Raw genomic sequence first — 24,546 nt, 5'->3', positions numbered from 1 at the left:
CCGGACTGAAGATCAGTCCCCGCCGGGCTCCAACGCCTCGACCTGCTTGGCCAGCCAGTTGGGTGCCAGCGCCGAGATCACAGTGGCGCCCGCGGTGGAACCCAACACCCCCGACCAGGCGACCGGCCCCAGCGGTGTGCACCCGAAGAACTGGCTGAGCACCGGGGTCTGCACGATGCCGACCAGCACGCCGGCGCTGCCCAGCGCGGTCGCCACCACCAGCGGGCTGTGCCGGCGGGTGAGCAGCGTCTGCGCCAGCTGCGTCGTGACCAATGCGGTCAAACCCATTGTCGCCGTGCGGCGTTCGGTGCCCGGCGTCCACCGCCCGATGGCCCAGGCCGCCGTCGCCCCGGCCGCGGTCACCGCGCCGCGGGTGACGATCTGCCGCATCAGCGGGGCGTCGAGGGAGGGCGTGGGCCCGGTCAGCACCGCGCGCCGGTGCTGGCGGCGCGCCTCCTCGGCCTCTTCGGCGGATTCGTACTCGGATTCGTCGGGTTCGACGTACTGCGACGTGACCGCGACCGCGAGCGCGGGGAACATGTCGGTGAGCAGGTTGACCAGCAGCAGCTGGCGGGTGCCCACCGGCGCGCGGCCGGCGCCGAAGGCGGTGCCGATGATGGTGAACAGCACCTCACCCACGTTGCCGCCGACCAGAATCGTGACGGCGTCCCGGACGCCCGCCCACATGCTGCGGCCCTCGACCAGGGCGTCCATCAGCACGCCCAGGTCCTCGTCGGTCAAGACGATGTCCGCGGCCCCGCGGGCGGCCGACGAACCGCGCCCGCTCACCCCGATCCCCACGTCGGCCATCCGGATCGCCGCGGCGTCGTTGGCGCCGTCGCCGACCATCGCGGTCACCCGCCCGCAGCGCTGCAGCGCGGCCACGATCTGCACCTTCTGCTCCGGGCTGACGCGAGCGAAGACCTGCACATCGGCGACCATCTTGGCGCACGCGTCCTCGTCGAGGCCGGCGAGTTCGGCGCCGGTGATCACCCGCGCGTCCGCGGGCAAGCCCAGCTGCCGGGCGATCGCCCGTGCGGTGATGGGGTGGTCGCCGGTGATCAGCACGACCTCGCGGTCGGCGTCCGTCAGCGCTTCGATCAGCGGGCGCGCCGACGCCCGGGCGGTGTCCGCCAAGCCGACGTAGCCGAGCAGTTCGAGGTCCTCCGCCGCGGCGTCCACGGCGTCGGCATCGGTGTCCTCGTCGTCGGTCTCGTGTTTCCAACCGCGCTGCGCCACCGCGAGCACCCGCAAGCCCTGTTCGGCCAGACCGCGGACGACCGTCTCGGCCCGCTCGTGGTCGGCCTGCGGGTCGGCGAACCGGCACCGCGGCAGGATGACCTCGGGAGCCCCCTTGAGGATCAGCACCGGCGCGTCCGCGGGATGCCCGTTGGAGTGGCCCAGGGCGCCGATCGCGGCGGCGAAGCCGCGACTGGACTCGAAGGGCACCTCCGCGATCATCGTCCAATCCGCATCGCCATGGCCGTTCAGCGAATTCGCCGCGGTGAGGATCGCCTCGTCGGTGGCGTGGGCGTGGCCCTGGCCGTCCTGCGGCTGGGCGGACGCCCGCGCGGCGGCCCGCAACAGCCCCGCCGATTGCGGATCGGTCAGTTGGGGGAGCGGTTCGTGCGGGTCGACCCCGACCGGCACGGCGCACACCACGCGCAGCCGGTTCTCGGTGAGCGTGCCGGTCTTGTCGAAACAGATGGTGTCGACGCGGCCCAACGCTTCGATGGTGCGCGGCGCACGGACCAGCGCGCCGCGGGCCGTCAGCCGCTGGGCGGCCGAGAGCTGGGAGAGGGTGGCCACCAGGGGCAGCCCCTCCGGCACCGCGGCCACCGCGATCGCGACGCCGTCGGCCACCGCCTGACGCAGCGGGGCGCGGCGCAGCAGCGCCAACGCCGACACCGTCGCGCCTCCGGCCAGCGTCAGCGGCAGCACCTTGCTGGTCAGTTCCCGCAGCCGCGCTTGGATTCCGGCCGCCGTTTCGACGTCGGCGACCGCCGAAATCGCGCGGTGCGCTGCGGTCCCGACCCCGGTGGCCACGACGATCGCCCGGGCGTGGCCGGCCACGATGGTGCTGCCCTCGAAGAGCATGCTGGCCCGGTCGGGGTCGTTGACGGCGACGGGGTCCACCTGTTTGTCCACGGGCAGCGACTCGCCGGTGAGCAGGGACTCGTCGACCTCGAGGTCATCGGCCACCAGCAGGCGGGCGTCGGCCGGCACCACTTCGGGCGCGGCCAGATCGATGACGTCGCCGGGCCGCAATGACTTCGCGGACACCGTCGCCGTGCGGGTGGCGTGCTTGGCGGCTTCGAGCCGGCGGCGCGTCGTCGCGACCGCGGGGACGACCACCCGGCGCACCAACTGGTCCTGCTCGGCGAACAGTTCGGCGGCCGCGGATTCGGCCCGCAGCCGTTGCGCCCCACCGGTTATCGCGTTGACGGTCATGACACCCGCGACCAGGAGCGCGTCGATGTTGCTGCCGACGATCGCCGACGCGGCCGCCCCGACGGCCAGGATGGGGGTCAGCGGATCGGCGAGCTCGGTCCGGGTGGCCGACGCCAGCCGGGCCACGTTGTGCAGCGGCTTGCGCAGGGGCGCCAGGCCCGGGCTGTAGGACAGGTCGTCGAGACGGCGTCGCCACGATGGTTCGGTCTCGACGGCCAGCGGCCGCGCGCCGCCGGCCAGCCGCGAGTAGACGATCTCGGGATCCAGCGCGTGCCAGGCGGTCAGCGGTTGGGGAGTCGGGTCGGGCAGCCGGAGCACCCGGGTCGCCGAGAACGTTCCCGCCACTAGGGCCGTGGCCGCGGCGGCGTTGACCGGGTTGAGCCAGCGCCGAAAGCTCACCGGGGTGGTGGTTTTTTCTTGCTCACCGGTGACCAGCAGCAGCCCGGCCAGCGTGGTGCCGCCCTGGGCCAGGTGCACCGCCGATTCGCTGGCCGACCGGGCGACCGGGATCGCCGAGAGGATCCGCACCGCGTCCGCGAGGTCGGTGCCGGTGATGATGTCCGCGGTCCACGCCGTGGCGGCGCGCGGGTCATCAAGCGCCACACCGACATCGGCGATCGCGAGCGCGGCCAGGGTGTCGGTCGACGCGAAGTCCCGGTGCAGCGCGGTGATCAACAGCACCGGCCCCCGATCGGCCCGCAGCTCACGGACCACGTTCAACAGCGGGGTGCCGGGCGGGTGCGTCGCGCCGACGCTGGCGGTGAGGTCTTCGGTGCCGGCGACGTGGCGAAGGACCACCCGGGCGCCCGTGCGGTGCGCGGTCTGGAAGAGCGGAATCGCGTACGGGTCGACCTCCCAGCCCACGTCGACACTGCCGACGCATTCGCCGTCGACCATCAGGTCGGCGGTTTCCAGGCCCTGCGCGGGCGTGGCCGAAGGCCCTTGGGTCCGAACCCATTTCAGTCGCGCGCCGGTCGCCGGCAGCTCGTCGGGGTCGGGCTCGGGCGCCTGTTCGCCGTGCAGCAGCGCGTCGGCGACCTCGTAGACCCGGTCATCGTCCCAGCCGGGCGCGTCGCCACGAACATGCAGGACGGCGCGGTGGTCGCCGCGCAGGGCGGCGCCGTCGATGACGACCACCTTCACCCGATCCAGGCGGCGCAGCGCGCCCGGGTCGAGAACCAGCTGCCCGGAATTGGCGAGCCCGCGACCCAAAATTGCGGCGAACGCCTGTCGGCCCATGTGCGCGGCCCGCGGCACCCCGGCCTCGATGGCCGCGGCCGCGTCGTCGGTGCCGCCGCCGGCCACCAGCGCGCTCACCGCGGCGATCAACGAGCCGTTCGCCGCGGAATCGACGTAGCTCTCCACCGGCCCGGCCATCGAGCCCTTCGCCTTGTCCATCGCCGCGTCGATGGTTCCCCCGACCACGACGTGCGAAGCCTCCCCGGCCGCCGCGGCCGCCCAGCTGTGCCGGGGCACCTCCGACTTGGCGGACGAGATGACCGGGACCACCGGGGCCTGCGGCCGTTGGGGCGAGGCCAGGTGGGGTTCCCGGTCCCGCCACACCCGGCGGTGCGCCGCCGCCTCGGAGACCTGCAGGGTGCGCTGGGTCAGGTCGAGCATCGGCGTGCCGAACGACTGGGTCAGGCCGTGGGCGGCGGCCGTAGTGGCGGCCAGCGCGATGTCGGTGCCCACTCGGCCCAGCCGCTCCTCGAGGATCGAGACCATGCGCGGTTGATGGTTGATGAGCGCGGCCGCGGCCCGGGTGGTTTGCGGCGCCGCGGGCAGCCGGGTCACCCATCCGGTCACCGCGGCGCCCATCGCGACCAGATCCAGTGCCGCCGCGGTGAGGGGCACCAGAATCGCCAGCGGGTTGCCCGGGTCGGCGAAGGGCGCGGAAGGCGTCGCCGCCTCCGACTTCGACCAGGTGATGTCGGCGGCGATGGACGCGACCGTCGACCGCACCTCGTCCAAGACGGCGTCGTGGTCCGCGCCGTCGGACAGTTCGACCACCAACCGGCCCAACGCGCCCTCGACGTGCGCCTCGGCCACGCCCGGGATTCTGCGCACCGGCTCCTCGACGGCGGGCGCGTACTCGCCCCAGCGGGGGAACGGCAGCAACGGGTCCAGGTCCAGGTGCACTCGTCGCCCGCTGTGCCAGCGCACCGGCGGCAGGATCGGGGGGGCGGCGCCGTCGGTGGAAGTGTCCAACCCGATTGCTCGGCCCGTGGTTTGAGCCACCGATTGGATGACGGGGCCGGCGAGCTCGGCGACCGGGTTGGTCAACGTCTGCAGCGCGCCGGCGGCCCCCGCCGCGGTCGATACGCCGGCCCGGACCACCTGCGCGGCGCCGCCGGCCACACCAGCGACGACACTGGAAACGCCGGGAATCTTCACTCGTCACCCTTCAATTACGTCTCCCGCGCCTAATGATCCTGGCGTGTGAAGGAGCTGTCCACACGTGGGGCGGGAAGGTAAAGCCTGCGCCGACACCCCTGGCGATGCAGGTCGGGCTTCCCTAGATGGCAAGGGCTGCGATCACGTCCCTGGCAGAAACATTACCGGGTTGACGACAAACCAAACGCGGTGAACAGGCCGGGGTCGAGGAAGACGGTGATGCCGGCGACCCCGGCGGCACCGGGGGTCAAGACGTGGATGGAATGGGCCCGCAACACGTGATCGGCGGCGCGGCGGTACTCGGCGACGGCGGGTTGCGCGTTGGCGGCGGTCGGGATCATCACAAGATCGCCCGGCCGGGCCAGCGCGCGCCCGGCAAGGAACTTCAGCACCGTGTCCCGTCCGGCGAACCACACTGGCAGAGGCGGCATTTCGAGTTTGACGTCCGCCTGCAGCAGCGCGGTCAGCGCCGCCATGTCCGCGTTTTCGAATGCGGCGCAATACCGGTCGAGCAATTCGCGGCGCCGGGCGTCGTCGGGCTCGGTGATGCCGTCCTCGCTGGGGGACAGCTCGGCGAGGTGGGCCCGGGCGCGCTGCAGCGAACTGTTGACCGCGGCGGGCGTGGTTTCCAGAAGCTCGGCAACCTCGGCGGCGCTGAATTGCACGACGTCTCGCAGGATCAGCACCGCGCGCTGGCGCGCCGGCAGTTCCTGAAGGGCGGTCATCACGGCCAGCCGCACGCTCTGCTTCGCGGTGACGTCCTCTTCGGGGCTCTTGAAGAGCATGGCGTCCGGGATGGGTTCGAGCCACAGGTGCGCGCCGGCCGTCGCGTCGAGATCGGTGTCCGGGTCGATCGAGCCGTCGCCCAGCCCGGTCGGCAGCACGCGGCGGGCGCGGTTCTCCAGCGCGCGCAGACAGGCGGTCGTCGCGATCCGGTACAGCCAGGTCTTCAACGCCGCGCGTTCCTCGAACGCCTGATAGCCGCGCCAGCCCCGGAGATACGTCTCCTGGACGAGGTCTTCGGCGTCGTGCACCGAGCCCAGCATGCGGTAGCAATGCGCGATCAGCTCGGCACGAAATGGCGCCGCCCGCTCGACGAACTCCTCCTGCGCCGGCACGGCCTCTCCTTTCGGTGGGTGAAGAACCTACTCCTGTAGAGACATCCGGCCGCCGAAATTCATCGGTCCGCCGGCGATGAACCCGGCCGCCGCGCCGTATCTCAATTAGTGAAGTCGCGGCACGGCCGCAGTCCACGTGAGGAAGCGAGCACGACATGAACCAGACACCGAACCCCTCCGCCGACGGGTTCGTCGGCAGCACCGCGATCGTGACCGGGGCCGGCCGCGGATTCGGCCGCGCGATCGCCGCCGCGTTCGCGACGGCCGGCGCCGAAGTCGTCGGCGTCGCGCGCACCCGATCACAACTCGAGGAGGTGCACGCCCAGCTGGGCGACGCGTTCACCCCGGTGGTGGCCGACGCGGCCGATCCGATGACGGCCGGCCGGCTCGTCGACCGGTACCGGCCGCGCACCCTGGTGCTGTGCGCCGGGGCCGCGCCGCGGATGGCGCCGCTGCAGGATCAGACCTGGGAGTCGTTCAGTGACAACTGGAACTCCGACGTCGCGCAGGCGTTTCACTGGGTTCGTCACGCGCTGCGGCGCCCGCTGGCGCCGGGCAGCTCGGTGATCGTGATGTCCAGCGGCGCCGCCCTGGCCGGATCACCACTGTCCGGCGGCTATGCCGGCGCGAAGGCGACGGTCCGGTTCCTCACCGGCTATGCCGCCCTCGAATCGCAACGCGCCGGGCTGGGGATCGACTTCACCGCCGTGCTGCCGCGGTTGACCCCGGCCACCGGCCTGGGCGCGGCCGGCGTCGCCGCCTACGCCGAGCGACAGGGCGTCGACGTCGACAGCTTCTTGCAGGCCGCCGGGCCCACGCTCACCGCCGAACAGGTCGGCAAGTCGGTGCTCGAGATCGCCACCGCCGTCCCGGACCACGACGCCTACCTGCTCACCTCCGCCGGCCTCGCGCCGCTGACCTGAAACACCCGACACCGCAAAGGCGTACCGCGATGAACACACCCCCGATCGTGTCGACCCACGAGTGGGCGAGCGCGCATCAACAACTGCTGGAAAAGGAGAAGGAACTCACCCGGGCCCGTGACGCGCTCGCGGCCCTGCGGCGCCGGATGCCGTGGATGGCCGTGGACGCCGACTACGAGTTCGAGGGGCCCGAGGGCAAAGTCAACCTGCCGGGCCTCTTTCAGGGCAGGCGTCAGCTGGTGGTCTACCGGGCCTTCTACGGGCCCGACATCGACGGCTGGCCCGAGCACGGCTGCCGCGGCTGCTCGATGATGGCCGACCACGTCGGCAACCTGGCCCACCTGAACGCCCGCGACACCACGCTGGTGTTCGTCTCGCGGGCACCGCAGCCCGACATCGAGCGCCTCAAGGCGCGGATGGACTGGAAGATGCCCTGGTACACGATGACCGACGGTTTCGACGCCGACTTCGGCGTGGACGAATGGCACGGCACCAACGCCTTCATCCGTGACGGCGATCGGGTGTTTCGCACCTACTTCATCAACAACCGCGGCGACGAGGCGCTGGGGACCACGTGGAGCTTCCTGGATATGACCGCGCTGGGACGCCAGGAAACCTGGGAGGATTCGCCCGAGGGCTACCCGCAGACCGCTCCCTACGAGTGGTGGGACTGGCACGACGCGTACGGCGAGCACGAGCCGTCACGCTGGTTCGGCGACCCCGACCCGAACGATCCCAACGACATCCGGCCGCCGAAGAGCTAAGCGGCGCAGGCTGTTTGGGGCTGCGCAGAAAACATGAATGCACGGTAGCCGTCGAACGGCTACTCGCGCATGTGTTTCCGCCGAGAATTCTTCGGCTACAAAATTCGGTGATTCGCCCTGCCGACCTGGTAGCCGGTGGGGAACGATTTCTCGATGACCTGGAGCTGGTGATCCACTCGGGATTCGAGCTCGAGGACCACGCAGTCGCTGAGCGCCTTCGATTCGAGAACTATGTACCGCTGACCACAATCGGTGATCGGGTCGCCCGAGTGCAATTTCTCGACCGGCACCGACTCCGGAGTTCCATCTGCCTCCATCCATGACACGTTAGGTCAATTCCGCAAGCGAGGGAATAGACCGCTACATGGCGGCGGCGTCCTGGCGCTGTTTGAAGAACACGCTGACGTGAGCGATCAATCCGTCGTCGTCGCGCTCGAAGAGGAGGCATTCGGGCCACCGCCGGGCCACACCGTCGAACTCGAACGCCTCGGTCAACTCGACGTAGGACAGCCGGGCGTCCACATGCGACACTCGCTGCACGTCGAGCCGGTGGCCTTGCAGATCGGTGATTATCTTGCGCAGGTAGGCGAGGTAGTTCGCCTTGCCCTCGATGAGATCGCAGAACGGCCCCTCACGGGTCAGGCCGTCGTCGGCGAGGGTGCCGGCCAGGCCGTCCCAGTCGTGAGCGGTCAGGCAGTCGAGGTAACGCTCGACCACGTGACCTTTCGCCGCGTCGCCCATCATGCCTCCGCTCCGGGCACTGCGCTGAGCGTAACGCCACGGCGAAAAAACTGACAGGATGTCGCCGTGGCGTTACATGCGCGGGCCCGGTCGTTGTTGTTCGTGCACGCCGACCGGAGGCTGTCCGAGCGCGTGCCCGCGCCGCCCGATGCGGTGCGCGGCTTCTACGTGGACCTGGACAACATCAGGCTCGTGCACCCGCTGATCGTGTCCGTGGAAACGTTGTCCCGCAGCGACACCCCGGAGGGCTACCAGCAGAGCTATCGGGTGGTCGATCGAATCCCCGTGGGGCCGTTCACTATCCGCACCGCTTATCACGCCAGGCTGCGAGTGCCCGCGAGCGGCGACGTGCTGACCGAGGCGGATCAGTCACCCGGGGTGCGGTTACGCGGCACGGTGAGTTTCGAGCCCGACGACGGCAGCACCCGGGTCACCGAGCGCATCCGGATCTCCGCGCCGCGGCTGCTGGCCGGGGTGACGATCCGCGAGGCGGTCAAGGCGCACGCCGAGATGCTGGCTGGGATTCGGCGGCATTTCGAAGTCACACCCCGAAGTCGATGACGCCGCGAATGTTGCGGCCCTCGCGCAGATCCACGAACGCCTCGTTGATCTCGTCGAGCCGGTAGTGGCGGGTGACCAACTCGTCGAGTTTCACCGCGCCCGCCTGATACAACGACAACAGCATCGGCACGCTGGTGCGCGGATTCATCCCGCCGTAGAGCGCTCCCCTGAGCTGTTTGGCCGACAGCGTCATCTCCTGCAGCACCAACGGAACCGGGGGCTCGGTGAACGGGGTGATCCCGGTGAGCACGCAGATCCCGCCCTTGCGGAGCAGCGTCATCGCCAACGGAAGCAGGTCCACGTGCACCACGCCGGGGCAGACGACGACGCGGTCGGCCATCAGTCCGGCGGTGATCTCTTTGACCAGCGGTATCGCCTCCTCGGCGGAGGCGGCGGTGTGCGTGGCGCCGAAGATCTTGGCCGAATCACGCTTGGACTCAACGGGATCCACCGCGACGACGTATTTCGCTCCGACGGCACGCGCACCTTGCAGGGCGTTCATCCCGACGCCGCCGGCGCCGATGACGACGACGGTGTCGCCGGGTTCGGTGCCCGCCGAGATGGTCGCGGAACCCCAGCCGGTGCTGACCCCGCACGACACCAGCGAGGCGGCATGGAACGGGATCGCGTCGTCGATCTTGATGACGGAGCGCTCTGAGAGCACCGCGTATTCGGCGAACGTGCCGAGTTGCCCATAGGCCAAGAGGTTTTCGTCACCGAGGTGGCGGCGGCACGTGCCGTCGGTGGGCATCTCCCGCACGAACAGGCTCGCGCCGATGTCGCAGATGTAGCTCTGGCCGTTCACGCAGAACCGGCAACTGCCGCACGCGGGAATGAAGGAGAGCGCCACGTGATCTCCGGGGCGCACCGACGTCACGCCCGGCCCGACCTCCTCGACGACACCGGCGCCCTCGTGACCGCCGAGCAGCGGAAACCAGTCCGGCGCGGGCTGCCCGCTCGCGGCCAGCGCCTCGGGGGTCGGCACCACATCGCCGGTGAACAGATGGTCGTCGGAGTGGCAGATCCCGGCAACCGCCATCCGTACCAGGACCTCGCCGCCGCGGGGCGGATCGAGTTCGATCTCGCGGATCTCCCAGTCCCGGCCCACCCCGCGGATCACAGCGGCGCGACACTTCATTGCGACCTCCTCGATGTCTCATGGAATTCCCGGCGCCGCGCCAAGCTGGCCCGCAGTTCCCGCTTGAGCACCTTGCCGTAGCTGTTTTTCGGTAGCTCGTCGACGAATTCGTAGCGCTTGGGCCGCTTGAAGCGGGCGATGCGCGCCAGCAGATGCGCGTCGAGCGCCGCGGGGTCGACGGAATCGCCTGTGCCGACGACGAATGCGACCACGATCTCGCCCCACTCGGCGTCGGGGACGCCGACCACGCCTACCTCCGCGACCCCGGGGTATTCGAGCAGGACCTCCTCCACCTCGCGCGGGTAGATGTTGCTGCCGCCGCTGATGACGACGTCCTTCGAGCGATCGCGCAGCGTGAGGAAGCCGCGGTCGTCGAACGAACCCATGTCGCCGGTGTAGAGCCAGCCGTCTTTGAGGGCGGCGCGGGTCGCGGCGGGATTGCGCCAGTAGCCGGACATGACCGCGTCGCCGCGGCACACGATTTCGCCGATCTCGCCGACGGGCGCCGGGTCGCCGCCGGTGCCCAGCACCGCGACGTCCATCCCCGACCGCGCATAGCCGACCGATCCCAGGATCGCGTCGTCGTCGGAATCGTGGTCGGCGCGGCGCAGCCCGGTGATGGTCATGGGCGACTCGCCCTGCCCGTAGATCTGCGCGAAGATCGGGCCGAACGCCGCGATCGCCTTGCGCAGGCCCTCGACATACATCGGGCCGCCGCCGTAGACGATCGTCTTGAGGTTGGTGGGGCGGGCGCGGCCCGTACCCACCAGGCGCTGCACCATCGTCGGGGCCAGAAATGCGCTGCCGGCCGGATGGTGTTCGCAGAGATCGAGGAACTCGTCGGGGTCGAACGCTCCCGAGGAGGGCACCACCTGGCGCGCGGCGCGCAGCACGTACGGCAGGACGTAGAGCCCGGAGCCGTGAGACATCGGCGCCGCGTGCAGGAGGCTGCAGCCCTCGTCGGGGTCGTCGATGTCGGCGAGGTGGGCGACGGTCATCGCCGTCAGGTTGCGGTGCGACAGCATCGCGCCCTTCGAGCGGCCGGTGGTTCCGCTGGTGTAGAACAGCCACGCCAGCGCCGACGGGTCGGTGCGCGGGGGCGCGGACGGGGCGGTGTCGAATCGCCGTGAATAGGCCTCGGAATCAAGGGATTCCGTCGGCGTCGTGGTCACCGATGCCAGTTCCGCGCCGAGCTCGGCAGAGGCGAACACCCGCGAAGCGCCCGCATCGTCGAGGATCTGCGCCATCTCGCGCGGATGCAGCTTGTAGTTGACGGGGACGACGACGCACTCGGCGGCCCAGATCGCGAACATCAACTCGATGATCTCGGGCCGGTTGTGGGTCGCGATCGCGATGCGAGCACCGGTCCCGTGCTGTTGCCGGATCGACGCGGCCAGTCGTAATGCCCGGTCCCGCAACTCGATCCAGGTGCACAGGCGCCGGGTCCCGTGATACAGCGCGCCGCGATCGGGGAACCGCCTCGCCGCCTGGTCGAGCATCGCAAACAGGTTCATCGCTCGATCCACTGCGAGGACAAGGCGAACTCCGACAGATACTTCGTCGAGCTCCATCCGCCGTCGACGACGATCGTTTGGCCGTTGATGAAACTTCCGCCCGGCGAGCACAAGAAGGCGACAGTGCTGGCGATGTCGTCGATGCGGCCCAGCCGCTGATGCGGTGTCATCTCGGTGTTGATCTTGCGGAATCGCTCGTCCTCCAAGCGCTTCTCGACCATCGGCGTGACCGTCACCCCGGGCGCGACGGCGTTGCATCGGATGCCGGACGCGCCATACTGGCAGGCGATGTGGGTGGTCAGTGCGGTCAGCCCGCCCTTGGCCGCGGAGTAGGCCCCGCCCCGCAGGCCGCCGACGACCGCGAACGTCGATGTCACGTTGATGATCGCCGAACCGGGTCCCATGTGGGGCAGCACATCCCGCGCGAGCCGAAACGGGGCCCGCAGCATCAAACCCAGGAAGTAGTCCAGGGTCTCGTCGTCGGTCTCGTGCAGCGGCTTGGGGCTGCCCACCCCGGCGTTGTTGATCAGGAAGTCGATGTGGCCCCACCGCTGCACGGCGAGGTCCACGATGCGGCGCGGCGCGTCGTCGCCGGTCAGGTCGACGGCAAGCGTCGCCACGCGATCCGGATCGCCGACGGCCTCGTGCAGCTCGGCCAGCCGGTCCTGGTCGCGGCCCGTGCCGAGGACCGCCATGCCCATCTCGGCGAGTTTCGTGGCGCAGCCCAGACCGATGCCGCTGCTTGCGCCCGTGACGATTGCGACCTGCATCTCACCCATCCTTAGCTTCCGCCCCGGGTCAGCGTGGCCCGGATCCGATGCTTGAGAACCTTGCCCGCCTCGTTCTTTGGCAGGGCATCCCAGATCACGACCTGTTCGGGCGCCTTGAACTTGGCGACGCCCTTGCTCACCAGCAGCGCCAGCAGGCTCGCGACGTCCGGGCTCTCCGCGCCCGCGGGGACGATCACCGCGCAAGCCCGTTCGCCGGTGCGCTCGTCCGGCAGCCCCACGACCGCGATCTCGGCGATGCCGGGATGATCGGCGAGCAAATCCTCGACCTCCTTCGCGGAAATGTTCTCGCCGCTGCGGATGATGACGTCCTTGGCCCGCCCCGTCACGACGAGGTACCGGTTTTCGGAGCCGGCCGAGACCCACCGCCCGAGATCCCCGGTGCGGAAAAACCCTGCGGCATCGAAGGAATCGGCTCCGTCTTCGGGATGGCGGTAACCCACCAGCATCTGCGGGCCGCGCACACAGATCTCGCCGTCACCGGCGGGAGCGGCTTCGTGGGCGACGAGCTTGATCTCCGCGATGCCGGCCCTGCCGTCGGTGTCCGCGGCGCGGTCGGCTTCGTCCGGCCGGGGCGCGCCGACGGTCGCGACGGGAACCTCCGTGCAGCCGTATACCCGGGTGATGACCGCGCGTTCGAAATACTCTGCGGCGCGCCGGATCAGCGACGGCGACACGGATGCGCCGCCGCAGATGAACACCTTCAGGTCGGGCAGGCGGGTGCCGACGCGCTCGGCGGCCGAGAGCAGCTGCTGCAGAAACGGCGTGGCCCCCGCCATGTGGGTGCACCGTTCGGTGTTCATCAGGGCGACCGCCTCCCCCGGGTCCCACCGGTCCATCAGCACCGCGGTCGTGCCCAGCAGCAGCGGGCATTCGAAGGCATAGATCGAGCCGCCGATATGGGCGACCGGGGAGGGGACCAGGAACGTGTCGCCCGGATCGATGCTCCAGTGCTCGCGGAGCTGGCGGATGAGCGCGTGCAGCGAATTGTGCGTGTGCAGGACGCCTTTCGGCCGGCTCGTGGTCCCGGATGTGTACAGGATCATCCGCACGGCATCGGGATCGAGCGCCGGAAGCGTCGCGGCCTCCGGCGCCTGGCCCAGCAGGTCCGGATAGCGGGTGTGCGCACCGGCGTGCCCGGTTTCGCGAAGCACCACGACCTCGGGCGCGGCCTCCATCGCGGCCGTCACCCGTTCGAGCATCGCCCCGTAGTCGTGGCCGCCGTACCGGTGCGGGACGAAAATCATTGCCGTGCCGGCGTCTTCGAGGATAAAACGCAGGTCGTGGTCGCGCAGTGACGGCAGGATCGGGTTCACCACCATGCCGGCCAGCGTTGCGGCCAAATAGATGACGGCGGTCTCGTGCCAGTTCGGCAGCATAAACGACACGACGCTGCCGGTGGGCATGCGCGCCAGCAGCGCCCCCGCCAGCGCGCCGGCCTGTGCATGCAGGGTGGCGCAGTCCAGCCGAACATCCTTGTCCACGACCACCGTTCGTTGCGGCGAGGCCTCTGCTGCCGTCCGCAGCGAATCGGCCAGCGTGGTGTGCACCCACAATCCGCGCCGATAAGCCTCTGACGCTTGCGCCGCGTCGTGGCGCACCGGGGCGATCAACTCAACCGGCCTGACCGGTGACGCGCCGCATCGTCATCGCGTACCGAAACCTCGACGACAGGTGGGTATTGATCGTCACCTGGGCCACCTCCCCGTCGGAGGTCGTGTAGGTGCGCCGCATCTGCAGCGCGGCCGTTCCCGCTTCCACGCCGAGGCCGTCGGCCAGCTCCGGGGACAGCAGGACGGCCGCGATCTCCTGGTGCAGCTGGGAGACGCTCACGCCGAACAGATCCTCGATCAACGGGAAAATCGGGCCGGCATGGCGTTGCAGCAGCCTGCCGACCGCGGCGAAACTGCGGCTGATGTAGTACTCCGTTCGGCACATCGGCTCCGACGCCCCATCGGCCTGCCGGTAGCCGCGCACCGAGAGCCACTGGGTGCCGGGCTCGAGTCCGGTCCGGGCGGCGAGGTCCTCGTCGATCGTCACCATCTCGTTGGATTCGATGGTCAACTGCGCGCCGGCAGCGAACGCGAGCAGGTCGTCGATCGACATCGCGTCCTGGGCATAGGAACTCGACGCCGGGCGGGGCACCACCCGGGTGCCCGCCCGCGGCCGGGAGGCGACCAGGTTGTCCTCCCGCAGCCGGCGCAGCGCCTCGCGAACGGTGTAGCGGCTCACCGCAAAGCGCTCACACAGTTGGTGCTCGGTCGGCAGCTGTGATCCCACCGGGTAGACGCCGTCGACGATCTCCTTGCGCAGCGTGCGTGCGATCTGCAGGTAGCGGTGGTCGCCCGCGATGGCCTGGGACATCAGCGCCCCGTGGGGCGCAGGGCCAGCACGCTGCCCTCACCGTCGGCCGAGACGTACAGCGTTCCATCGGCCGCGGCGGTGATGCCGGCGAACGGGCCCTGTGGCCCGGAAAACGGCGGCATGCCACGCAGCGGCTTGGGCGTCACGCCCGGCGGGGGCCCGACCGGCAGACCGGACGCGATCGTCCGGCGCGCGCGGCTGGCGAGATCGAACGCGATCAACTCCTTGGCGCCGGCGTCGACCACGTAGAGCACACCGCCGCGGGCCAGAATGCCTTGCGGCCGTTGAAGGTCGGCGACGACGATGTCGGCCCTCGACCCGTCCAGCCTGACCACCCGCCCCGCGCCGGCCTCCGCCACCAGGGCGGCCCCGTCGGCATCGATCGCGACGCCGACCGGCTCGCGCAGATCGGTCGCCAGCACGTCGATACCCCCCGACCGCAGCGACAGCACCCGCCCGGTGCCCAACTCCGCGACCACCACGGCGCCGGGGCTCACCGCCACCCCGTAAAGCTGGTCGAAACCGTCCGCCAGCACCTCGCTTTCGCTGGCGTCGGGCCGGTAGCGGGCGACCTGGCCGCCTGATGTCGTGACGACGAACTCGCCGGGCCCGCTCGCGGCGACGCCGCGCAGGAATCCGGGATAGCCGGGACTGAACAACATCCCGGCGGTGTGCAAGGACCCGTTGGGCAGGGCGACGTAGAAGTACGTGCCGTCGGCGATGTAGAGCTGCCCGTCATCGCCGACCGCCAGGTCCAGCGGCCAGTTGAGTCCGCCCGGCAACACGGATTCCGTTGTGCCGTCGGGGGATATCTGGGTGATCTCGCCGGTGAAGTTGGAGACGAACAGCCGGTCGCCGACGAAGGTGCAGTTGTCCAGCCCCGGATTCAGCTGGGCGAGCAGGCTCCGTTCGCCGCTGCGGGGATCGATGCGCAGCACCTGCCCGCTGGCCACCTGTGTCGACACGAGGTAGCCCTGAGCGTCGAACTTGACGGAGTCGGGTACGCCGAGATCGCCTGCGACACATTGCGGCTCGCCGCCATCGGGGTCGACGCGCCAGATCTCGTTGGCGCCCATCACCGGGAAGTACAGCAGGCCGTCGGGGCCGACCTCCATCGCGTTCGGTGAAGGCACGTTTTCCAAGAGCACCCGTGGTGGGCCGCCCGTCAGGTCGAATTCCAGCAGGCGCCCGCCCTCGCGGCATTCACCGATGAACAACCGACCGCCATGGAACGTGATGCCGTTGGCCGACGGCACGTCGTCGCGCAGCACTCGCGTCCGGCCGCTGGGCTCGCGCACGCTGACCCGCCCGTCCATCACCTCGGTCGCGTACAGGTTGCCGCCGGGGTCGAACGCGACGTCGTCGGGCGCCACGATGTCGCCGCCCCTGGGGCTGGCGGTGACCAGTTCCCCGGTGCGGTGGTCCAGCGCGCTGACCTGACTGCCGGTCACCTGCGCGATGTAGATGCGGCCGTCCGGGCCGGTGCGCAGCCCGTTGGCACCGAACAGCCGGCTGGGCGCGGTGACCCGCTCGAGCTGCCAGCCCGGCGCGACGTCGATTGCGTCTGGGGCTGGGTACCGCGAGGGCTGCGTGGAGATGGCCCTTGAAATGGACATGCTCGCCGAGGTCCTTCCGTCAGCCGGTTGGGCTGGACGTTATCAATTCCTCGTAGTCCAGACAATAGCCGCCGAAGTGTCCCGGGCCGATCTTGACAGCGAAGTCCACGGGTCGGAATAGTGTTCTCCAATGGACAGAATGCCGTATTTTGTCCGGACAGATCACGATGTGTGCGCGGTGGACGGAAGCAGGTAATGGAGGACTTCCTCAGACTGGACGGCCGCATCGTGGTGGTTTCCGGCGCCGGCGGTGGCGGCATCGGCACGACCGTCGCGGCGATGGCCGCCCGCGCCGGGGCCACGGTGATCGCGGTGAGCCGATCGAAGGAAAACCTCGACGAGCACGTCGCCCCGCTGGCCGCCCACGGCCTGGCCGTGGTGCCCGTCGCGGCCGATGCGTCCACCGACGAGGGCATCGCCGCGGTGATCGACCGCGCGCGCCGCGCCGACGGAGAGTTGTACGGGCTGGTCAATGTCGCCGGCGGCGCCGAGCCGTCGACGTGGATGCCGTCGACCCGGGTGGCACGCGACGACTGGCGCAAGATCTTCGCCGACAACCTCGAAACGGCATTCTTCATGAGCCAGGCCGTGGCGGCCGAGCTCGTCGCGCGGCAGCGGCCGGGATCGATCGTGTCGATCTCGTCGATCAGCGGCATGAACACCGCGCCGTTTCACATCGCCTATGGAACCGCCAAGGCCGCGATCACGGCGATGACCCGCACGATGGCCCTCGAGTTGGCGACGGCGGGGATCCGGGTGAACGCCGTGGCGCCCGGCGTCACCGAGACGGCGGCCTCGCGCACCTACGTCGACGAAGACCCCGACCGGGACCGGCAGGCGATCGCGATGGGTCGCCGTGGGCGGCCCGAGGAACAGGCCGGCGCCATCCTCTTCCTGCTCTCGGAGATGTCGAGCTACATCACCGGCCAGACGCTGCTCGTCGACGGCGGGCTGGACCTCAAATGGAGCCACCTCGGCGCCGACAACACGTCGCTTTTTCTCAAAGACGAATCCTTCCGCGCGGCGATCAGGAGGATGTGATGACCGATCTGGCCAAGGGCACGAACTCCGCTGGGGTCGAGGAACTCTCGACGCCGATGACGATCGGTGTCGAGGCATACATCTCCGAGGACTACGCCCGCGCCGAGCGCGACAGGCTGTGGCGCCGGGTCTGGCAACAGGTCGGCCGCGTCGAGGAATTGCCCGAGGTGGGCAGCTACCTGACCTACGACATCCTCGACGACTCGATCATCGTGGTGCGCACCGGCAGCAACGAATTCCACGCGCACCACAACGTGTGCATGCACCGCGGCCGCCGGCTGATCGACACCCCCGAGGGCGCCAAGAACGCCTGCGCGCGCACCCGAAAGTCGTTCGTCTGCGGCTTTCACGGCTGGACCTATGGCCTGGACGGGGCGTGCACCCACATCCGCGAGCAACAGGACTGGCAGGACGCGCTCACCCCGGACAACACCCACCTTCGACCGGTCCGGGTCGACACGTGGGGCGGCTGGCTGTGGATCAACATGGACCCCGATTGCGAGCCGCTGGCCGATTACCTGTTCCCCGCCGCGAAGATCCTCGACCCGTTCGGCCTGGAAAACATGCGCTACAAATGGCGCAAGTGGCTGTCCTTCGACTGCAACTGGAAGGTCGCGCTGGAGGCCTTCAACGAGACCTACCACGTCTACACCACGCATCCCGAGTTCAACAAGTTCGGCGAGTTCAAGGGGTGGGCGAAAGCCCAAGGCAGACATAGCAACATCGGCTACGACGCTCCAGAGGACATGGAGGCCACCAAGTCCAAGATCCGCCTCGGCATCGGCGCCGACCCGCGGGTGTCCACCGCGGAGATGCAGGTGTACACGATGGAGGAAACCAACGCCACCACCACCCAGACGCTGGTGAACGCCGCCAAGCGACTCGTCGACGAGCTGCCCGAGGGGACGCCGGCCGACAAGGTCCTCGAGCACTGGCTGGCGTCGGCGCGCCGCGACGACGAGGCCCGTGGCGTGGTGTGGCCGACGATTCCCGCCGACATCCTCGGGCAGGCCGGCACCGCGTGGCAGATCTTTCCGAACTTCCAGATCGGGCAGGGCCTGACCAGCGCGCTGTGCTACGGCGCGCGGCCGCACCCCAGCTACAACCCCGACAAGTGCCTCTTCGAGGTGTCGGTCTTCGAGCTGTACCCGAAAGGCCAAGAGCCCCAGACCGAGTGGGAGTACACGCCGGTCGGCGACCCCCGGTGGCGGTCGGTCCTGCCGCAGGACTTCTCCAACATGGCCGCCGTGCAACAGGGCATGAAGTCGCTCGGCTTCGGCGGCACCAAGCCCAATCCGTACCGCGAACGCAGCACGGTCAACCTGCACTACCAACTGTCGAGATACATGGGCGTCGGTGAGCCCCAGGAACTTTCGCACAAGGAGTCCCCATCGGCATGACCATGCACCTGGACAACTGCGGGCCCACCCAGACGCCCGATGACGTCGACATCGCCGCGCTGCGCGAGAAGTACCGCCTGGAGCGCGAAAAGCGGCTGCGCAAAGAAGGTTCCAAGCAGTACATCGAGTTGGAAGACGATTTCGCCGGCTACTACGAGGTCGATCCCTACACCCCGGCCACGCCGCGCGACCCGATTTGCGAGGATATCGACGTCGCGGTCCTGGGCGGTGGCTTCGGGGGCCTGCTGTCGGCGGCCCATCTGAAGAAGGCGGGCGTCGACGACGTACGCGTGATCGAGCTCGGGGGCGACTTCGGCGGCGTCTGGTACTGGAATCGGTATCCGGGCATCCAATGCGACAACGAATCCTACTGCTACATCCCGCTTCTCGAAGAGCTCGACTTCATGCCGTCGAAGAAGTTCGCCGACGGTGCCGAGATCTACCAGCACTGCCGCAACATCGGCAAACACTTCGGCCTCTACGATTCGGCGATCTTCTCCACCCAGGTGCGCGACCTGCGCTGGGACGAGGAGATCAAGCGGTGGCGGATCGGAACCAACCGGGACGACGACATCCGCGCCCGGTTCGTGGTGCTGGCGTCGGGACCCTTCCACCGGCCGAAATTGCCCGGCATTCCGGGGATCAAGGACTTCAAGGGCCACGCGTTCCACTCGTCGCGATGGGACTACGACTACACCGGCGGGGACAGCGGCGGCAACCTGCACAGGCTCGCCGACAAGCGGGTCGCCGTGATCGGCACCGGCGCCACCGCGATCCAGATCGTCCCGTTCCTGGCCCGAGACGCCCAGCACCTCTACGTCTTTCAGCGCACCCCTTCGACCGTCGACGAACGCAACAACGCACCAACCGACCCGGAGTGGGCAAAGTCGTTGCAGCCGGGCTGGCAGCGCGAACGGCAACGCAACTTCCACTCCTGGACGTTCGAAGGCATGGCGCTGGGTCAGCCGGATCTGGTGTGCGACTTCTGGACCGAGCTCGGGCGCAACACCGCGGCCCGGGTGCTCGCGCTGGCCGACCCCGCGTCGATGACCCCCGAGCAGTTCATGGCGATCCGCGAAGAAGAGGATTACAGGTTGATGGAGCGGCTGCGCCGCCGCATCGACGTGATCGTCGAGGACGCGCAGACCGCCGAGGCGCTCAAGCCCTACTACCGGTTCCTGTGCAAGCGGCCGCTGTCCAACGACGAGTACCTGCCGATGTTCAACCGCCCCAACGTCACCCTCGTCGACGTCTCCGATTCCAAAGGCGTGGAACGGATCACCGAAAAGGGCTTGGTCGCGGGCGGCGTCGAGTACGAGGTCGACTGCATCATTTATGCCAGCGGCTTCGAGATCACCACCGAGATCAGCCGGCGCTATTCCATGGAGACGATCGAGGGACGCGACGGGCTGTCGCTGTTCGACTACTGGCGCGACGGCTACAAGACGCTGCACGGGATGACCAGCCGCGGATTCCCGAACCAGTTCTATACCGGTTTCACCCAGGTCGGCATCTCCGCCAATATCGCCGCCAACTACGAGCTGCAGGGTGAGCACATCGCCTTCATCATCGCCGAGGCGTTGAAGCGGGGGGCGACCACCGTGGAGCCCAGCGCGGCGGCGCAGGAGCAGTGGTGCGCGACGATCCGGGAAACCGCGGTGGACAATTCGGCGTTCGACGCCCAGTGCACGCCCGGCTACTACAACAACGAAGGCGGCGGCGGGGGAGAGGGCATCCGGTCACACCTGGGCGAACCGTACGGCCCCGGCTTTTACGCCTTCGAGGACCTGCTGCGGGCGTGGCGGGGCAAGGGCGACCTGGACGGGTTGGTGCTCGGCGCTTGACCGAAATCCCTGCAGCGCAATTACGATTCGACGACCGCGTCGCCGTGGTGACCGGAGCCGGCCGCGGCTTGGGTCGCGCCTACGCGCAACTGCTGGCCGCACGCGGGGCGCAGGTGGTCGTCAACGACGTCGGCGGCGCCCTCGACGGCGACGGGGTCGACGCCGGTCCCGCCGAGCAGGTCGTCGCCGAGATCACCGCGGCCGGGGGACAGGCCGTCGCGTGCAGCGCGTCGGTCGCGACCGCCGACGGCGGCGCCGCGATCATCGCGACCGCGCTCGAGCACTATGGCCGCATCGACATCCTGGTGCACAACGCCGGCAACGTCCGTCGAGCCTCCCTGAAGGAGATGAGCTACGAGGACTTCGACGCCGTGCTCGACGTACACCTGCGCGGCGCGTTCAACGTTGTGCGCCCGGCGTTTCCGCTGATGTGCGGCGCGGGCTACGGCCGCATCGTGCTGACGTCGTCGATCGGCGGGCTGTACGGAAACCACGACGTGGCGAACTACGCGGCCGCCAAGGCGGGTGTGATCGGGTTGTCCAACGTCGCCGCGCTCGAGGGCGCCGCCGAGGGCGTGCGCTGCAACGTGATCGTGCCGGCGGCGGTGACGCGCATGGCGGAAGGCATCGACACGACCGCCTACCCGCCGATGGGACCGGAACTCGTTGCGCCCGTGGTGGGCTGGCTCGCGCACGAGTCCTGCTCGGTGACCGGCGAACTGTTCATCGCGCTGGCGGGCCGCGTGGCCCGAGCGGTCGTCGCGGAGAGCCCCGGCGTGTGCCGGTCATCGTGGACGATCGAGGACGTCGGCAACCATCTGGACGCGATCCGCTACGTCGAGGCGCCGACGATCTTCCCGGTCGTCCCGGATGGACACGACCAGCACATCCGCTACAGCTTCGAGCTGGCGCAGAGGTCAAACGATCAAGGAGCGCTCCATGGCTAGCCCCTCGGGCCCGATGGCCGGCCTGCGCGTGATCGATCTCACCGCGATGGTGATGGGGCCCTACTGCACCCAGATCATGGCCGACATGGGCGCCGACGTGATCAAAGTCGAACCGCCCCAAGGCGATAACACCCGCTACATCTCGGTGGGCCCGGCGCCGGGCATGAGCGGGGTGTTCGTCAACGTCAACCGCGGCAAGCGCAGCATCGTGCTGGACCTGCAGACCGACGCCGGAACGCGGGCGCTACGCGCGCTGGTCGAGACCGCCGACGTGTTCATCCACTCGATGCGCGCCAAGGCGATCGCCAAGCTCGGCTTCGGCTACGACGACGTCGCCGCGATCAATCCCCAAGTCGTCTACACCAATTGCTACGGATACGGGCGACGCGGACCCGATCGCGATCGCCCCGCTTACGACGACACGATCCAGGCCGAATGCGGCCTCCCGGCGGTGCAACAGCAATTGACCGGCGAGGCCGACTACGTCGGCACCATCATGGCCGACAAGATCGCCGGACTGACGGCGCTGTACGCCACCACCATGGCGTTGTTCCACCGCGAGCGCACCGGGCAGGGACAAGAGGTCGAGGTCGCCATGTTCGAGACCATGGCGTCGTTCATGCTCGTCGAGCATGCCAACGGCGCCCTGTTCGATCCCCCGCTGGGGCCCGCGGTGTATCCGCGCACCGTGGCCCCCAACCGCCGCCCGTACCGCACCAGCGACGGCCACATCGCCGCGCTGATCTACAACGACAAGCACTGGAACGCCTTCATGAACGCCGTGCGGCCGCCCTGGGCCAGCGAGCTGTACGCGACGCTGGAACAGCGTGCCCGCGAGATCGACACCGTCTACGGGCTGGTGGCCGAGACGATGAAAGAGCGTTCCACCGCGGAGTGGTTGAAGCTTCTGCGCGAACTCGAGATACCCGCCGCGCCGCTGAACACGCCGGGCGCGCTGTTCGACGATCCGCATCTCAACGCGGTCGGCATGTTCGAGACCGTGGACACCCCGCACGGACCGGTGCGCTTCCCGGGCGTACCCACCTGGTTCTCCCAGACGCCCGGCCGCGTCGCGGGCCCGGCGCCCGAACTCGGCGCCCACACCTCCGAAGTGCTCGCCGAAATCAGCGCGAGCAGACACAGAATCGCACGAAACACACCGCCAGAGCACGATTTTGCGTCTGCTCGCGACGGAAAGGAACTTCAACGATGACCGTGCCGGTGTACAAGCGCATCCTCGACCTGTTCGAGGCCGAGGGCGTGAACACGATCTTCGGGATCCCTGACCCGAACTTCGTGCACATGTTCGCCGAGGCCGACGCGCGCGGGTGGTCCGTGGTCGCGCCGCATCATGAACTGAGCGCGGGCTTCATGGCCGAGGCGGCGTCGCGGATGACCGGCAAGCCCGGCCTGTGCATCGGCACGCTCGGCCCGGGCATGGCCAACATGGCCGGAGCGATCCAGTGCGCACTCGTGGAGAACTCGCCGGTGATCTTCCTCGGCGGCCAGCGCGCCCGCATCACCGAACGCCGGGTCCGGCGCGGACGCATCCAATTCGTCCGCCAGGAGCCGCTTTTCGCCCCGTCCGTCAAGTACAGCGCGTCCATCGAGTACGCCGATCAGACCGACGAGATCATCCACGAGGCGATCCGCCAGGCCATGTCCGGCACCCCCGGCCCGGCCTACGTCGAATACCCGTCGCACGTCATCCTCGAAGAGCTCGACGTGGCCGATCCGCTGCCGCCCCATCGGTATCGCCTCGTCAACCAGGGCGCGGGGGCCCCGGAGATCGCCAAGGCCGCGAAGCTGATTCGCGAAGCGAAGAGCCCGATTCTGTTGGTGGGCCACGGCGTGCACACGTCGCGCACCGGTCCGGCGGTGAAGGAGCTCGCCGAGTTGATGGCCTGCCCTGTCATCCAGACCTCCGGGGGTACGTCGTACATCCCGGGTCTGCAGGAGCGGACATTCCCCTACTTGTTCTCGCCGGCCGCCAACGAGGCCGTCGAGGAATCCGACCTGTGCGTCGCGCTGGGGACCGAACTCGGTGAGCCGATGCACTACGGCCGGACCCAGCATTGGGCGGGCAACGATGCGAACCGCAAATGGGTGTACGTCGAGCAGGACCCGGCCGCCATCGGCGTCAACCGCCAGTTCGACGTGCCGCTGGTGGGCGATCTGCGCGGCGTCGTGCCGCAGCTCGTCGACGCGCTCCGCGACACGCCGCGCACCCCGTCGGCCAAACTCGAGAAGTTGGTCAAGGCCGACGCCGAGGAGCTCGCTCAGCTCGCCGAGACTGCGCCGTCGGGTCGTTCGCCGATTCACCCAGCGCGCTACGTCGTCGAGGCCACCAAGGCGTTCAACGAACTCGACGACGCCATCATGGTCCGCGACGGCGGCGCGACCGTCATCTTTCAGTGGACCTACTCGCAGGCCAAACCGCGCGACGTGATCTGGAACCAGAACTTCGGCCACCTCGGCACCGGCCTGCCCTACGCGGTCGGGGCATCCGTCGCCGAGGGCGGCAAGCGCCCCGTCATGCTGCTGACCAGCGACTCGGCTTTCCTCTTCCACATCGCCGAGCTGGAAACGGCTGCGCGGCAGCATCTTCCGCTGGTGTGCGTGGTGGGCGTCGACCACCAGTGGGGCCTGGAAGTGGGCGTCTACAAGCGCACGTTTGAGCAGCCCTCACCGCAGCCCGGCGTGCACTGGAGCAAGGACGTCCGGATGGACAAGATCGCGGAGGGCTTCGGCTGCCACGGCGAGTTCGTCGAGAAGGAATCCGAGATCGGACCGGCCATCGCGCGCGCCTACGCCAGCGGCAAGGTCGGTGTGGTGCATGTGTGCATCGACCCGAAGGCCAACTCCGAGGAGATGCCCAAGTACGACCGATTCCGCACCTGGTACGCAGAAGGCACCCAGTAAGCGTCGCAACTAAGGAAGAG

General features: G+C 69.1%; 19 protein-coding genes. 9 read left to right on the top strand and 10 right to left on the bottom strand.

The window, feature by feature from the left end; translation table 11 throughout:
* Window positions 1-12: 12 nt before the first annotated feature.
* Entirely contained in the window at window positions 13-4,845 is a 4,833-nt protein-coding gene (locus AC0KS4_RS24245) for a cation-translocating P-type ATPase (protein ID WP_225327301.1), read from the bottom strand.
* A gap of 161 nt (window positions 4,846-5,006) precedes the next feature.
* Window positions 5,007-5,963 (bottom strand): sigma-70 family RNA polymerase sigma factor, encoded by a 957-nt coding sequence (locus tag AC0KS4_RS24240; RefSeq protein WP_238957182.1) that lies wholly within the window; start codon window positions 5,961-5,963, stop codon window positions 5,007-5,009.
* Between the two features lie 155 nt (window positions 5,964-6,118).
* On the opposite strand from AC0KS4_RS24240, the gene AC0KS4_RS24235 reads away from it, so the two are divergent.
* A complete protein-coding gene (locus tag AC0KS4_RS24235; RefSeq protein ID WP_225327299.1) occupies window positions 6,119-6,886 on the top strand; it encodes an SDR family oxidoreductase in 768 nt (255 codons plus the stop codon).
* 29 nt (window positions 6,887-6,915) lie between these two features.
* Window positions 6,916-7,650 (top strand): DUF899 domain-containing protein, encoded by a 735-nt coding sequence (locus AC0KS4_RS24230; RefSeq protein ID WP_225327298.1) that lies wholly within the window; start codon window positions 6,916-6,918, stop codon window positions 7,648-7,650.
* A 95-nt stretch (window positions 7,651-7,745) separates the two neighbouring features.
* Here AC0KS4_RS24230 and AC0KS4_RS24225 read toward each other — a convergent pair whose 3' ends face one another.
* Window positions 7,746-7,967, bottom strand: a complete 222-nt coding sequence (locus AC0KS4_RS24225) for a hypothetical protein (protein ID WP_009957137.1) — start codon at window positions 7,965-7,967, stop codon at window positions 7,746-7,748.
* A 43-nt stretch (window positions 7,968-8,010) separates the two neighbouring features.
* On the bottom strand, window positions 8,011-8,391 hold the full coding sequence (locus AC0KS4_RS24220; protein WP_225327317.1) for a nuclear transport factor 2 family protein: 381 nt from the start codon (window positions 8,389-8,391) through the stop codon (window positions 8,011-8,013).
* 66 nt (window positions 8,392-8,457) lie between these two features.
* On the opposite strand from AC0KS4_RS24220, the gene AC0KS4_RS24215 reads away from it, so the two are divergent.
* Window positions 8,458-8,952 carry an SRPBCC family protein gene (locus AC0KS4_RS24215; RefSeq protein WP_225327297.1) on the top strand — a complete coding sequence of 165 codons (495 nt, stop codon included), beginning with the start codon at window positions 8,458-8,460 and terminating at the stop codon, window positions 8,950-8,952.
* Here AC0KS4_RS24215 and AC0KS4_RS24210 read toward each other — a convergent pair.
* The 6 genes from AC0KS4_RS24210 to AC0KS4_RS24185 are packed head-to-tail and all read right to left on the bottom strand — an operon-like array spanning window position 8,933 to window position 16,372.
* Entirely contained in the window at window positions 8,933-10,072 is a 1,140-nt protein-coding gene (locus tag AC0KS4_RS24210) for an NDMA-dependent alcohol dehydrogenase (protein ID WP_225327316.1), read from the bottom strand. The two genes, AC0KS4_RS24215 and AC0KS4_RS24210, sit on opposite strands and share 20 nt — an antisense overlap.
* A 14-nt stretch (window positions 10,073-10,086) precedes the next feature.
* On the bottom strand, window positions 10,087-11,604 hold the full coding sequence (locus AC0KS4_RS24205) for an AMP-binding protein (protein WP_238957181.1): 1,518 nt from the start codon (window positions 11,602-11,604) through the stop codon (window positions 10,087-10,089).
* Window positions 11,601-12,383 (bottom strand): SDR family NAD(P)-dependent oxidoreductase, encoded by a 783-nt coding sequence (locus tag AC0KS4_RS24200; protein ID WP_238957180.1) that lies wholly within the window; start codon window positions 12,381-12,383, stop codon window positions 11,601-11,603. The genes AC0KS4_RS24205 and AC0KS4_RS24200 overlap by 4 nt, the downstream gene beginning before the upstream one ends.
* 2 nt (window positions 12,384-12,385) lie before the next feature.
* Entirely contained in the window at window positions 12,386-13,993 is a 1,608-nt protein-coding gene (locus AC0KS4_RS24195) for an AMP-binding protein (protein ID WP_238957420.1), read from the bottom strand.
* A 13-nt stretch (window positions 13,994-14,006) separates the two neighbouring features.
* The gene (locus AC0KS4_RS24190; RefSeq protein ID WP_225327294.1) at window positions 14,007-14,756 is read right to left on the bottom strand and encodes a GntR family transcriptional regulator; all 750 of its coding nucleotides are present in this window, start codon (window positions 14,754-14,756) and stop codon (window positions 14,007-14,009) included.
* Window positions 14,756-16,372 (bottom strand): SMP-30/gluconolactonase/LRE family protein, encoded by a 1,617-nt coding sequence (locus tag AC0KS4_RS24185; RefSeq protein ID WP_238957179.1) that lies wholly within the window; start codon window positions 16,370-16,372, stop codon window positions 14,756-14,758. The genes AC0KS4_RS24190 and AC0KS4_RS24185 overlap by 1 nt, the downstream gene beginning before the upstream one ends.
* Window positions 16,373-16,567: 195 nt before the next feature.
* Between AC0KS4_RS24185 and AC0KS4_RS24180 the strand changes: the two genes are divergently transcribed.
* From AC0KS4_RS24180 to AC0KS4_RS24155, 6 genes are read left to right on the top strand one after another with little or no spacing between them, the layout of a single operon-like run.
* The gene (locus AC0KS4_RS24180; RefSeq protein WP_225327292.1) at window positions 16,568-17,413 is read left to right on the top strand and encodes an SDR family NAD(P)-dependent oxidoreductase; all 846 of its coding nucleotides are present in this window, start codon (window positions 16,568-16,570) and stop codon (window positions 17,411-17,413) included.
* Entirely contained in the window at window positions 17,413-18,813 is a 1,401-nt protein-coding gene (locus AC0KS4_RS24175) for an aromatic ring-hydroxylating oxygenase subunit alpha (protein WP_225327291.1), read from the top strand. The genes AC0KS4_RS24180 and AC0KS4_RS24175 overlap by 1 nt, the downstream gene beginning before the upstream one ends.
* Window positions 18,810-20,657: a flavin-containing monooxygenase gene (locus AC0KS4_RS24170; protein WP_238957178.1), complete on the top strand. Its 1,848-nt coding sequence runs from the start codon at window positions 18,810-18,812 to the stop codon at window positions 20,655-20,657. The genes AC0KS4_RS24175 and AC0KS4_RS24170 overlap by 4 nt, the downstream gene beginning before the upstream one ends.
* Window positions 20,654-21,604, top strand: coding sequence for an SDR family NAD(P)-dependent oxidoreductase (locus AC0KS4_RS24165; protein ID WP_238957177.1), 951 nt, complete (start codon window positions 20,654-20,656; stop codon window positions 21,602-21,604). Before AC0KS4_RS24170 ends, AC0KS4_RS24165 begins: the two co-directional genes overlap by 4 nt.
* A gap of 13 nt (window positions 21,605-21,617) precedes the next feature.
* Window positions 21,618-22,817: a CaiB/BaiF CoA transferase family protein gene (locus AC0KS4_RS24160; protein WP_238957419.1), complete on the top strand. Its 1,200-nt coding sequence runs from the start codon at window positions 21,618-21,620 to the stop codon at window positions 22,815-22,817.
* Window positions 22,814-24,526 carry a thiamine pyrophosphate-binding protein gene (locus AC0KS4_RS24155; protein ID WP_225327288.1) on the top strand — a complete coding sequence of 571 codons (1,713 nt, stop codon included), beginning with the start codon at window positions 22,814-22,816 and terminating at the stop codon, window positions 24,524-24,526. Before AC0KS4_RS24160 ends, AC0KS4_RS24155 begins: the two co-directional genes overlap by 4 nt.
* The last annotated feature ends 20 nt before the right edge of the window (window positions 24,527-24,546 follow it).

Source organism: Mycobacterium sp. NTMscope_MAC_12 (assembly GCF_976985675.1).
This window is presented reverse-complemented; position numbering and strand designations above follow the sequence as displayed.